Below are 13214 nucleotides of genomic sequence, written 5' to 3'. Positions count from 1 at the left end.
TTGTTCATTTTTGGCCTTTATATGGTAGGGCAGCATCTGAAAGCTTCTCTACTTAAAAATTAAAGGAAAGGTAAAGGTCACGAGTGCTGCCCAAATTCCGTAGACCGGCAAATATTTGGTAACGGCATCTTGGATGGTTGAAGGTCCGGTTTTGTTTTGTAGAAAGCGCAGATAGGAGACCATAATCCAGATTAGATTTCCACAAATCAGGATGTTTACACCTAAAACGGCAAGTCTGTTTGGTGTAATCCCATATGAAGAAAGTCTAAACACGATGGCTGATAAAGCCACACTGTCAATGATTAAAGCCAGAACAATTAAGGCAAAATTTATATAATCAGATAGGCTCTTTTTCTCGTCTGTGCCGCTTTCGGTAATGGAAAATATGGTGACGGCCAAGACGCCAAGGAGGATTCCATTAAAGGCGATTAGGAAGTTTCTGTCCAAGAATGGATTTTTACCAACCCAAATAACCGTTATAAGATAGACCAACAATGTGACGAGGACAAGTGGACTAAAAATTTTTGCTATATAGGGTGTTATATTTTTAGCAAGTTTAAGATTCATTGAGACCAGATAGGTAGCTACGACTGCGAGAGCGGCAGCACCAAATAATACGATATTTCTAAAATAGAAGTCTTCAATATCCAGGTCTACAAAACTAAATAACCTTAGTGTTAGCAAGGCTAGTAGCATTCCACTAATGGCCATGCAGGCGTAGAGTATGCCAAATTCCAAATTAAATTTTAAATAAGCTAATCTTGTGCTGCCTTCCTTATATTTATTTCCTGTAAATGCAATTCCTATCAATCCCCATAAGAAGATGGGGAGATGAATATAAGCAAGGATCATACTGTCTTTTTCATTGATTGGGAGCATATTAAGATAAAACCCAGAGATTAGGAACAATGCCGCAATGAGGTAAAGAACTCTTTTTTTGGGTGGATTATTGTATACAAAATAGGCTGCGATAAAGGGAAGAATCCCGAAAGCAAGGTTAATCGGAGCTATTGCCTCCTGTTCGACAAAGTGGAAAAGGATCCTGGTGCTGACCCCGGCCAGAACAGCCAAGATGCCCATGAGAAGAAAACTATTTTGACGCAAGGAAGCTTTTTCAGTATGGGTCTTCTCCTGGAAATTCAATCTTTCATACCAAACGGCAAGTACCTCTGAATCAGGATTTTGTTTCCAAGCGTGTAAGAATAACTTTTTAAAAGATTTAGGATCTTTTCTAAACATTCTCTCGAGTTCATGGGGGTTATCCATATTATTAATAACCCAATTATTTGCGTCCATGGTGATACCTCCCTAATCATTCATATTTAGTCATACAATCTACCCCGGTTTTTAATCATTAACTGCCTTCGTCACCTTTGTATTCTAAAATATCCCCGGGTTGACATTCTAAAGCCTTACAAATAGCCTCTAAAGTAGATAATCGAATCGCTTTTGCTTTTCCATTTTTTAAAATGGAAAGATTTGCCATTGTGATTCCTACCCTTTCCGAAAGTTCTGTTACGCTCATTTTCCTTTTTGCCAACATCACATCAATATTGATAATAATTGCCATTGGTTTCACCTCATATCGTTAAATCATTCTCAGATTTTATATCGATGGCATTCTTTAATAGCTTTTGAAGAACGGCGGCAAAGACGGCAATCACCAGTGAAGCAAAAGGTACAATCAGTCCGACAATGACGACACCAGGGGCATCGTCTTTGTCCGCAAAAAGAAAGAAGAGTGGTAAGACGAGCACATGCAAACTAGTGATGATAATTGCACAGTGTTTGATTGTTCTCAAAGCAATTACAGAAATTTGCGAGAAGGCGATATTTTTGTCAATATAGCGTAAAAGTTTGAAGGCATGATACAAAGCAAAGTAAAAAGGAATCGCCGATGCATCGTAAACAATCGAAACGAGGTATTTTATATAATGAAACTCTGGAAGCAATTTTGCTGCAAGATCACCTATCTCAGGTACAAGAAAGATGCACAAAGCAAGAACTGGAATGCCCATAAGAACAATAGCTAACTTTAAAAATAGTGTTTCTGGTTTCATGAATAGCACCTCACTAAAGTATTGTTAATTTGATTTTAATATGTTATTTATCGTTTTTCAATAAATTTTTATTAATTTTAATAATGTTTTTGTTGTTTTGATAATCATCCTTGTAGCTATGGATTCAAATCCCATTGCTTCTTGAAACTGTAAAGTAGTTCATCTTTTATTCACAAATGTTTGCTACTCTCTTTATGTATTCGTTAAATGGGGAGGGAAACGAAGTGAAATATTTAGATAGAAAATTACAATCTCCGGAAAATGGAGATTGGGCTGTTGAAGCGCGTGGACTCGTTAAAACATTTGGCGACAACCGTGCTGTTGATGGGGTTGATTTAAACGTACGTGCGGGTACAATCTACGGTGTGTTGGGTCCAAACGGAGCAGGGAAAACGACTACAATCAGAATGCTGGCGACACTCTTACGCGCAGATGAGGGTTCTGCAAGAATTTTTGGCCACGATGTAGTGAAAGAAGCACAGATTGTCCGTCAATTAATTGGAGTGACTGGCCAATACGCATCGGTAGACGAGTCACTTAGTGCGACGGAGAATTTGGTCATCTTTTCTCGATTGTTAGGTCTAGGACGGGCAGAATCTAAGCGTAAGGCAAATGAGTTATTAGAGGAATTTGGTTTAACAGAAGCAGCAAAACGTCCTTTGAAGAATTTCTCTGGTGGGATGCGCCGACGATTAGATTTAGCTGCAAGTCTCATTACACAACCACCGCTTATTTTCTTGGATGAGCCTACGACTGGACTGGATCCACGAACACGTAATCAAATGTGGGAGACCATCCGCCGACTGGTAACGATGGGTTCAACCGTATTGTTAACTACGCAGTACTTACAAGAAGCAGATGAACTTGCAGATCGGGTCGCCGTTATCGATCATGGCAAAGTGGTTGCGGAGGGAACTGTGGATGAATTGAAAGCGTCCGTTGGGAACTCATCGTTACATTTGAGGTTAAAAGATACAAAAGATATGGAGAACGCTCGTCAAACGGTGGAACGGGTTCTAAAAGTTAAGTCCAGTGTATCGTCCGAAGGTGTAAAGATTATTGCACCAATGTCTGATGCGAACACAGTGACTGACCTACTTATCGCCTTCCGTGAGTCAGGAATCCAATTGGATGAGTTGAGTGTACAAAAACCAACGCTTGATGAAGTTTTTCTGAACATTACTGGTCATGGTGTTGAGGACACATCGAACTTGCCTGGTAAATCAGGAGAAGTGGTGGAGGTGGGCAAATGAAAAACAATACGATTGAGTCGGTAACTACTCGTCCGTTGAAAAACCACACGAGCTTTGGTCAAACAGTCCGTAACTCGTTGACAATGGCCTATCGGGGATTGTTAAAAATTCGTCGCACACCAGAGCAATTGTTTGATGTGACACTCCAGCCCATCATTTTTACGCTGATGTTTACGTACATTTTTGGTGGAGCTATCTCTGGGAACGTAAAGAGCTATTTACCCGTGATTATTCCTGGCATCCTTGTTCAAACGGTGATCTCTACCTCAATTGTCACTGGCGTCCAACTACGGGAGGACATGGATAAAGGTGTGTTTGACCGCTTTAAGTCCTTGCCGATTGCACGGATTGCTCCGTTAGCAGGAGCGTTATTAGCAGATACCATTCGGTATGCCATTGCTACAGTGCTTACTTTTGTAATGGGCTATATTATGGGATATAGACCTGATGGGGGTCTAGGCTATGTCGCCTTTGCGGGTCTGCTTGTGATTGCGTGCTCATGGGCAATTAGCTGGATTTTTGCCTTCTTTGGTGTGATTGCACGTACAGCTTCAAGCGTACAAGGCATCTCGATGCTCGTGCTGTTCCCACTTACTTTCCTTTCTAATGCCTTTGTCCCAGTTGAAACCATGCCTAATTGGCTTCAGTGGTTCGTGAAGTTCAATCCAGTATCGCATCTTGTGACTGCGGTCAGGGAGCTTACCAATTCTGGAAAGATTGGAATGGATTTCGCCATCTCCCTCATTGGGGCGGCCGTGATTGTATTGATTTTTGCACCGATCACCGTACGTGCCTATATGCGCCGAGCCTAGACACGAAAGATAATCACGGAAACAAATAAAAGCCAGAATTGGTATGAGTTCACACTACAGAAAGGCATTCGAATGGTCGCATTCAGATGCCTTTTTTCCTTTTTTAAAGGAATATTGTGTGAGGTTAGCTCAAAAGAAATGAAAACTCACCTTCTAAAGTTAATGGATATATCCCTAAAAAAGGAAACAGACATTCCTATAATTAAGAAGTGCCTGTTTCCTTTTATTCTTGCTATAATATTAGTTTAATGCTAATTGTGCTTTTAATTCGCTTTGTATCCTTTGCTTCTCTTCAGCTGATACCAATCCATAGTAGATTTTATTTATCATGGTACCCGTTTCTTTTATCTCTATTTGTTGGATGTTAGTTCCTACTGATTTATAATTTTTTTGAATATCAACCAATTGACCAAAAGTTAGATTGGTTTTTACATTTTTGCCGAGAGCGGTGAAAATATCTGAGAAGTTAGTAATACTTGATAAGCTTGCCCCTTCTTTAATGACTCCTTGAATAATTTGACGTTGTCGTGTTTGACGACCAAAGTCACCTCTAGGGTCTTCATGCCTCATTCGAGAGTATGCTAATGCCTTTTTACCATTTAGATTTAGCTTACCTTTTGTAAAGTGGAAACCTGCTTCGGTAAAGTCTAAATCATTCTGTACAGTAACTCCACCCACCGCATCTACAATATCCTGAAAACCTTCCATATTCACCTGGATGTAATAATCAATAGGGATATCAAGGAAATTTTCAACGGTATCCATTGACATCGGAACTCCGCCAAAGGCATAGGCGTGGTTGATCTTATCCTCTTTTCCTTTACCTATTATCTTTGTACGTGTATCACGTGGAATGCTGAGCATTTTTACAGAATTTTTGGATGGATTTACGGTAAGTACAATCATCGTGTCAGAGCGTCCTCGGTCGCCTTTACGTTCGTCGACACCTAACATCAGGACGGAAAAAGGATCTTTTTCCTTAAAAGCTACTGGTTCTTCCCGTTTTTCTGATTGCCGCTCAATGGGCTGATGCATGGTTTCAACTGCATTTTTGAAAGAATTATAAACAGTGAAGGCATAAGCCCCACCAGCAACTAACAAGATTAATAGAATACATCCGGTGATCTTTAACCACCTTCTACTTTTTTTCCTCGGTTTCATTCAGAATAACCTCCAATTAACATACAACTTTTTACAAATTATTCTTTAGAATACCATAATTATTGGAAAATAGATATTGGTGGGTGTTGGAATCTAATAACCAGTTCAATTGTATTGTCCATTAGTTTGTACTTCAGGTAACTGTCCTCCTTCCATAATTAATTAAAGAGGCAGGACTTATAATAAATCCAGCCTCTCTCATTTACTAAGCGAGTTCGTATTCGGTCACATTGCGGTCGACGACTCGTGCGCCTTTTGCAGCGACGAATTTGCCACTGGCAGTTGTGAAAACGTTGGCGGCAATAATCTGTGTCATCGATAATTTTACCACATCTTCGTCAACCGGCTCTTTGGGGTTATCGATGGATAGACTAGCCGTCTTTCCTAACTCCGTACTAAATTGCAATTCCAATGTTTTTGCCATTCCTTTCACCTCCTAACCATTCGTTATTCCATGGGTCTATTAAGCTATGATCTCGGTGCTGTCATTTCGCTCGACTTTGTTTAGCGTGTCATTGCATAAAGCAGCAACTGCTTGTGCTGCTTGCGATAACTGATCCGCTGTTGCAGCCTTAGTGACATTGCTAAACGATTTCGATTTAAGGATAGGCTTTCCTTCCCCATCCACACCTGCTTCAAACACCAAGCGAAGCTTTGTTCCTTCTAATAATGCTAGTGCCATTTGTCTCTCACCACCTTTCACCCTTTATATAGATAAAAGTCAGCAAAAAGGATAGGTAGTGAGGAGGAAATTTTTAAAATTAGAAGAGTTATTTGATGACAACCCTCGACATACTTTTCGGAGATATGAGGGGTAAAAGTCAGGTGTGGAGCATGCTGAGGATTGTTTTAACCAAACGTTTGATTAGTATAGCCTTTTTGTTATTTAGTCGAAAAGGTGTCGCATAATGACTTTTCGATAATAAACTACTAATTTTTTGTTATTTTTCTACAAAATTTTTTTGACTCAGGGAGGATTGAGGCATGAATACCAAGGGGTGGGGCTGTTTTAATCAAACGTTTGATTGATAAGGGGATTTGTTGAAAAATGGGTGAGGATTGTTGGAAAAGCGATTATTATCATAAATTGAGGCAGTATTTTAATATCATTCCCCTGGTCTGATTAAATGTATGGCTTAATTTGAGGCGATACAAATTTCAGTATCGCCTTCTAAGTTAATTAATCTGAAAGAGGCGGCCGGGAAAAGATTGATGAAGATAAGAACTTAATCCGAATCATTGCTGAAAAAAAGATTTCAACTCCAGCGCAATTTGTTCCGGCGCTTGCTCATCAGGAGCATTATGGACAAGTCCATCAATGGCTAACAACTGATGATTTGGTATGAGTTTGGCAAATTCTTTAGCTGATGAAATTAAATAATCAGTGGTCTTCGTCCCATAAATAATCAATGTTGGGATTTTAATATTTTTATATCTCTCAAATCCGCTATCCCAATCCATGACTACACGGAATTCCTCAGGCAAGGTCTCCAAAAGTGGGATATTTTCCTCCCACTCATCCCCTTTAGCCATCATTTTAAAAAATATTTTTAGAAGCGGCTTGGGAAGTTTTCCAATAAAACCTCCCATTTGCATTCCTTTAAGAAAGGTCACGCTGGCTCCAATGAAATCCTTTTTGTCAATTTCCCTTTCAAATTGGGGCAGCCAATCTGTGGGGAAATAGGGATATAGCGGCGGTTCATAGACTGCAAGCTTAATCAAAGGATAATCGCTGGCAGCATTAAGGGAGCTAAGGGCTCCAAAACTATGTCCAAACAAAAGTTGAATGTCATGTTGTCTTAAGATGGAATGGATATCATCAATTTCCTTTTGAAAATGATAATCCTCACCCTTTGGCCCGCTTTGATTACGTCCTCTTCTGTCCATTATATATACAGTAAAGTCATTGGCTAAATGTTTGGCGAGATCAAGATAGTGCTGGGAGGCACGGAATCCACCGTGAACAATTAATAGTCCTGCACCTTGTCCGAAGTATTTATAGCTGATGTTCGTTCCATCTGTTGAAACAACTGTGCCATTCTTAATTGTAGTCACTTTTTTCTCTCCCTATATATAATTTTCGAGACCTAAATTTTTTAATTCAACAGCAATTTCATGATAAATTTTACTTAATGACTTAATAAGATGATCTTTTTCAATTTCATTAAGATTTTGGAAAAAAATTTGATCTTGTACCACTCTTGCCTGATGCATTTTTTCATGCTCTCCATATATTCTTCTGCCAATATCAGTGAGTTTAAAGTAAATCTCCTTCTTGTTTCCGGTTTTTTGATATTTATCTATAGCTCCGTCTTCAAGCAGTTTTTTTGTTGTTTTACTAATTGCTCCTCGAGTAACCCTTAAAGCATCAGCTAATTTTGTAACATTAGAATCCGGATATTTTTCAATAAAATCAATACAGTGAACCTCCAAGAAGGTATTTTCTGACATAAAGCGATACTTTTTTAATTCCATTTCTTTTATTAATTGGTGTCTTTCAGTCACCCGGTTAAATATCGCACTGAGTTCCTCATCCTTATTCATACAGACCTCCGAAATTTTGTTGAATTAGTAAACAAAATAATTGTAATTCATTTTGTTTACTAATTCAACAAAACAAACCTTGAAAAGAGTAGAAATTTTTGGTTTCGCAAATACAAATGCTCGTTTTGCAAACAAACTTGTTCAGTTCGCAAGCAAACTAGATTGAGAGAAGGGGTTGCAGGAAAATAGGTGAGGATTAATCAAGTGGCTAAGGGAGTCACCACTCGTTATTTGTCTAAGATTGATAGAAAAGAAGACTTCTATCCGCTTTCCCAAAATACAACCCAATATTTTTTTCTAATTATAGGAAATTATCTAATTTTAAGTCGTTTTTTATACTTTGATGATAAAATTAGGATACTAAAAAAAGGAAATGAGAGGACTTTAAATGAAAATATTACAAGTATTTTAAACAGATTCCTTGTAATATTTAATTATATTTTTTGATAGAGTGTTATTTTTTATATACTTATAAAGTGATTTTTAAAGGAGTTTTACATATGAGAAGGAAAATGAGAAAGTTTTTATCTTGTTTTTTAGTAATGATATTTTTTATAAGCATAATCAACCCAGCAGTATTCGCTGAAGATGTCACACCGAGTATTGTAACAGAAGTTGGTGGTGTTATTTCTAAGAATACTATTTGGACTAAAGAAGGAAGTCCCTACAAACTAACAGGAAATTTACTTATTAGTAAAGGTGCCAAACTTACAATTGATGAGGGTGTAAGAGTAATTGGAGATAGCTCAAATGAATTTACTGTTTTAGGAAGAATAGATTCACTTGGGAACGAAGCGGAAAAAGTAATTTTTGATGGATTTAATTTTATTAAACTTTCTAGTTCTAAAAATAATATAAACAATACGACCTTTTTAAACACCTCTTTAGTAATAGCTGGAGATAAAAATGTGGTGTCTAATTCGATTTTTAAATATGATTACCTAACTTCAAGACAATATAATTCAATTACATCATGGGGTGGGGAAAACTGTATTGTAAGTTCGGTAGTCGATGGTGGAATTGACATTAGAGATACGAGAACACTTGATGGGTACAATGGATATTCTGAATTTAATATTATTTCATCGGTTGTTAAAAATAAAAATAACACTTCAGTGTCAAGTTCTGGAAATGTTAAAATTTCTGACTCCGTGATTAGTGATTCAAACGTGGGGATCCAAGGAGCAATTGAAATTGTAAGGACTAAAATTGAAAATAACAAAAGTGGTGTTTTATTGGGTAATTGGGCATCAATATCTGATAGTGAATTTATAAATAATGATGTGGCGATTGATAATGGCCAAAATATAACACCTTTTAAGAACAATTCTTTCATTGATAACAAGATGAATTTGAAAATGGCTGTTACCTACAATCCAGCAATAAGTACGTTAGAAGCAGGAAAAAACTATTGGGGATCAACTGATGAAACGGAAATTAAGTCAAAAATATACGACTTTTTAGATAACCCAGGAGCAACATATGTTGATTATTCGGATTTTTACACTCAACCCGTACCAATTGTACCTGTTGAAAGTGTAAATTTGACAAATGATATTGTCTACTCGCCTTCTTTAGAAAATAAAAATCTGAAGGCAGAAATTTTCCCGAAAAATTCAAGTAATCAAACATTGAAATGGAAATCTTTGAATCCTGAAATTGCAGATGTACTAGCGAATGGAAAAGTCGTTGCTAAAGGGACTGGGGTTGCAACGATAGTTGTAGAATCTAAAGATGGTTTATTCAGTGATTCTTGTAAAGTTGTAATTGGTGGAGCTAAACAAATAACAAATAATGCTCCGATTAATGGGAGCATTTCAAATTTTTCTAATATAGGTTTAGCTGGTGATTTCCTTGTTTGGAATCAAAATGCCTCTTACGCTAGTACAAATTACTATAATCTAAAAACGGATGAAACCAAAGAGTTAACCAAGAGTAATGAAACTTCTTGGAGTTCTACTATTTATAAGAATAAATTAGTTTACAATAAAAATGTCAATGGTATGGATCAATTGTTCCTTTATGATCTTACAACCCATAATACCAATCAATTAACTAATGAAAGCTCATGGGCAATATCACCAATGATATTTGGTAATAAACTTGTTTATATAGCTTACAGAAATGGAGAATGTGTTATTTTGAAAGATTTGGAATCTGGTGTGGATTCTCAAATTTCTCCCACTTTTTATAACGTGGAATCTCCAAGAATTTATAATAATCATATTGTTTATCTTGGTCAAGGCAATGGGTATCCATCAGGTATTTATATCTTTAATACGATTACGAATGAAACGAATATGATTCCTGATACGGCTACCATTAATCCTAAAAATTTTGATATTTATGGAAATAAGGTGTATTTTTCCAATGGTAGAGAAATATTTGTCTATAATTTTGATACCAAGGAAAAATTGAAAATCAAGGATTTAGGCGAAGAGTCTGTTTCCACTTTAAGAGTTAATAAGAATAAGATTGTTTGGTCTTCCTATTCGGGGATTACTCTATATAATACTGAAACAAAATTAACTTCAAAAATTGCAGAGGCTTATAACTTTTATCCAAACTACACGGATGAAATAATGATTGACGACAATAAAGTAGCTTGGAAAGGTGAAGGTAATGGATATCCTCAAATTTATGTACTTGATCTTTTACCTTCACCTGAAGCAAAACCAATGATTTTTAATATAAATGGTCTAAATGACATTTCAGATTTTGTGGAGGGGGAGGCTGAACCAGGGCTTACTATCGAATTCTGGTCTGATTCGCATTTAGTTGGAAATGGAACTTCTGATGAAAATGGTGGATTTCATATTTCTATACCGAAACAAAAAGCTGGAACTGTTTTAGTAGCAGTGGCTACGGACAATGAAGGAAATACGAGTGATTCGATTACTGTAGTTGTTCAGGATGCCACTGGACCTGATGCACCAGTTGTAAATGAGGTTTCAGATAATTCATTGTATGTAACGGGGACTTCAGAACCTGACTCAATTGTAAATGTTTATAATGACTACGGGATCTTGGGTACTGCTGTAACAAATGGGAATGGGGAATTTTCTTTAACGCTTTCAAGAAAGCAATCTGCAGGAACAAAATTAATAATAAATGCAACTGACCCTACTGGTAATAAAGGGAATGATAAAATTGTCACAGTCGTAGATAAAACTCCTCCACAAGTAGGTGTGGGAAATCAAACGGATCAATCAACACATGTTGTTGGAGGAGCTGATCCTGGTTCAAAGATTACTATAAAGGTAAATGATGTGGTAATTGCCACAGGTTCTAACCCGGGTCAATATACTTTTGCCATTCCAATTCCACGGCAAAAGGCCGGAACTAAGTTATATGTCTATGCAACTGACAGTGCTGGAAATACGAGTGAACCAGAAATTGTCATTGTGAAGGATGTGACTGCACCTGAAAAACCAATTGTGCATGAGGTAATAGATCGATCGACTACAGTTACTGGATTTGCTGAAGTAGGTTCATCTATCACAGTTAAGAGCGGTTCCGTTGTTATTGGTTTGGGAACAGTCGATGAAAAGGGGCAATTTATTGTTTCCATTCAAAAACAAATTTTAGGCACTAAATTGAGCATTTATTCTAGTGATAGTGCAGGAAACATTAGTGAACCGACTGAGACAATTGTACAGGATGGAACTGGACCTGATGTTCCTCAAGTGGATATTGTGACGGACAAATCAATGGAAATAACGGGCCTTTCTGAGCCAGATGCATTAATAAAAGTAAAAAGTAATGGCAACATCATTGGTACAACTTATACCGATAAAAATGGACATTTTACGGTTTCCATTCCAAAGCAAAAAGTAGATTCTATCTTGGTTGTAACATCAACAGATTCAAGTGGTAACGAGAGTGAACCATTTAACATTACTGTTTTAGATGCGACGAATCCTTCTGTTCCAATCGTTCTTGAAGTTACGAATACCTCAACTTCAATTAATGGATACGCAGAAGTAGGTTCGACTGTCTACTGCAAAGTGGGTTCGACTATTATCGGTAGTTCTATTACTAACCAACAAGGTGAATTCTCTATAACCATTTCAAAGCAATTAGCTGGTACACAATTGTCTATTTCATCAACAGATGTTAATGGTAATACTAGTGAATCAGTTGAAATTGTTGTTGGTGATGTTATTTCTCCATCAGCACCGCAAGTGGGTGAAGTATCAGATTTATCAAAAACTGTAACAGGAAAAGCAGAAGCAGGTTCACTGGTTAAAGTAAAAGTGGGGAATGTGCTTGTTGGATCTTCTATTGCAGATGAAAATGGTAGATTTAGTGTAGTTATTTTTGAGCAAATAGCAAATACAAAATTAAGGATTTCAGCAACTGACTCGGCTGGAAATGAAAGTGAAAGTTTAGAAGTCACAGTCCTTGATAAAACTGCGCCGATTGTTACAGAAATTCAGGATGGTGCCATAATCAATCATGATATATCTATCATATTTAATGAAGGAAAAGCTACATTAAATGGTGAGGCGATTGAAAGTGGAGCAAAAATAACTTCAAATGGAAATTATAACTTAGTTGTAACAGATGAAGCCGGAAATAAGACATCAATTAGCTTTACCATTAGAAAACCCTTTGAAGTCAATTTTCTAGTTGACGGAAGTTTATATGAAAAAGTTTCAGTCTATGATCATGATTTAGTGGTATCTCCAACCGAGCCAGCAAAAACAGGTTATACATTTGGTGGTTGGTATAAGGACAGCGCTTATACATTAGCATGGGACTTTGCGAAGGACACAGTTCAAGCAAACAACATTACTTTGTATGCGAAATGGACGATTAATAGTTATACCGTGAATTTTGATAGCAAGGGTGGTAGTGCCGTACCTGACATCAATGCGAAATACAATGTAAAGATAACAGCCCCAACACCACCAACTAAGGTTGGATACACATTTGGAGGTTGGTACAAAGATGCAGCGTACACAACGGCCTGGGACTTTGAGAATGACACGATCCCTGCAACCAATATTACGTTGTATGTAAAATGGGCAACCAATAGTCATACCGTGACCTTTGATAGGATAGTCAGGGTGGCAGTGCAGTAACCGGTATAACTGCAGAATACAATGCAAAGATAACAGCCCCAGAATCGCCGACTAAAATTGGCTACACCTTCGGAGGATGGTACAAAGATGCAGCCTTTACAACGGAGTGGGATTTTGAGAACGATACAGTCTCAGCAATCAACATCACGTTGTATGCCAAATGGATAATCAACAGGTATACCGTGACCTTTGATAGTCAGGGTGGCAGTGATGTAACTGGCATTCATGCAAACTACCATTCAAAGATTACGGCCCCAACACCACCAATTAAGGTTGGTTACACATTTGGAGGTTGGT

The 13214-nt window shown here is 37.4% G+C and carries 12 protein-coding genes; 4 read left to right on the top strand and 8 right to left on the bottom strand.

Annotated elements, in window-relative coordinates; all coding sequences use genetic code 11:
• Positions 1-48: 48 nt before the first annotated feature.
• Genes V7121_RS23075 through V7121_RS23065 form a run of 3 tightly spaced genes read right to left on the bottom strand, consistent with a single transcriptional unit; the run spans position 49 to position 2060 of the window.
• Positions 49-1296, bottom strand: a complete 1248-nt coding sequence (locus tag V7121_RS23075; RefSeq protein ID WP_335548048.1) for a DUF4153 domain-containing protein — start codon at positions 1294-1296, stop codon at positions 49-51.
• Positions 1297-1354: 58 nt separating this feature from the next.
• The gene (locus V7121_RS23070; RefSeq protein WP_335496066.1) at positions 1355-1570 is read right to left on the bottom strand and encodes a helix-turn-helix domain-containing protein; all 216 of its coding nucleotides are present in this window, start codon (positions 1568-1570) and stop codon (positions 1355-1357) included.
• Positions 1571-1580: 10 nt separating this feature from the next.
• Positions 1581-2060, bottom strand: a complete 480-nt coding sequence (locus V7121_RS23065) for a DUF2975 domain-containing protein (protein ID WP_335548046.1) — start codon at positions 2058-2060, stop codon at positions 1581-1583.
• 224 nt (positions 2061-2284) lie between these two features.
• On the opposite strand from V7121_RS23065, the gene V7121_RS23060 reads away from it, so the two are divergent.
• Positions 2285-3313, top strand: a complete 1029-nt coding sequence (locus V7121_RS23060) for an ATP-binding cassette domain-containing protein (protein WP_335548044.1) — start codon at positions 2285-2287, stop codon at positions 3311-3313.
• Positions 3310-4125, top strand: coding sequence for an ABC transporter permease (locus V7121_RS23055; RefSeq protein WP_335496060.1), 816 nt, complete (start codon positions 3310-3312; stop codon positions 4123-4125). Before V7121_RS23060 ends, V7121_RS23055 begins: the two co-directional genes overlap by 4 nt.
• A gap of 240 nt (positions 4126-4365) precedes the next feature.
• Here V7121_RS23055 and tagU read toward each other — a convergent pair whose 3' ends face one another.
• The 5 genes from tagU to V7121_RS23030 form a co-directional block, all read right to left on the bottom strand.
• Positions 4366-5286 (bottom strand): polyisoprenyl-teichoic acid--peptidoglycan teichoic acid transferase TagU, encoded by a 921-nt coding sequence (gene tagU / locus V7121_RS23050; RefSeq protein ID WP_335548042.1) that lies wholly within the window; start codon positions 5284-5286, stop codon positions 4366-4368.
• A 205-nt stretch (positions 5287-5491) separates the two neighbouring features.
• Positions 5492-5710, bottom strand: coding sequence for a DUF2922 domain-containing protein (locus tag V7121_RS23045; RefSeq protein ID WP_335548040.1), 219 nt, complete (start codon positions 5708-5710; stop codon positions 5492-5494).
• Between the two features lie 39 nt (positions 5711-5749).
• Positions 5750-5968, bottom strand: a complete 219-nt coding sequence (locus V7121_RS23040; RefSeq protein ID WP_335548038.1) for a DUF1659 domain-containing protein — start codon at positions 5966-5968, stop codon at positions 5750-5752.
• A 554-nt stretch (positions 5969-6522) separates the two neighbouring features.
• Positions 6523-7341 (bottom strand): alpha/beta fold hydrolase, encoded by an 819-nt coding sequence (locus tag V7121_RS23035; protein WP_335496041.1) that lies wholly within the window; start codon positions 7339-7341, stop codon positions 6523-6525.
• Between the two features lie 12 nt (positions 7342-7353).
• Entirely contained in the window at positions 7354-7830 is a 477-nt protein-coding gene (locus tag V7121_RS23030) for a MarR family transcriptional regulator (RefSeq protein WP_335496039.1), read from the bottom strand.
• A 500-nt stretch (positions 7831-8330) separates the two neighbouring features.
• Here V7121_RS23030 and V7121_RS23025 point away from each other — a divergent pair, with 500 nt between their 5' ends.
• Positions 8331-12917: an Ig-like domain-containing protein gene (locus V7121_RS23025; protein ID WP_335548036.1), complete on the top strand. Its 4587-nt coding sequence runs from the start codon at positions 8331-8333 to the stop codon at positions 12915-12917.
• A 5-nt stretch (positions 12918-12922) separates the two neighbouring features.
• Positions 12923-13214, top strand: a 292-nt coding sequence (locus V7121_RS25010; RefSeq protein WP_420490749.1) for an InlB B-repeat-containing protein, incomplete at its 3' end; no start/stop codon positions are given.

Origin of the sequence: Neobacillus drentensis, assembly GCF_036962125.1 — a bacterium.
GTDB lineage: Bacteria > Bacillota > Bacilli > Bacillales > Cytobacillaceae > Neobacillus > Neobacillus drentensis_B.
This window is presented reverse-complemented; position numbering and strand designations above follow the sequence as displayed.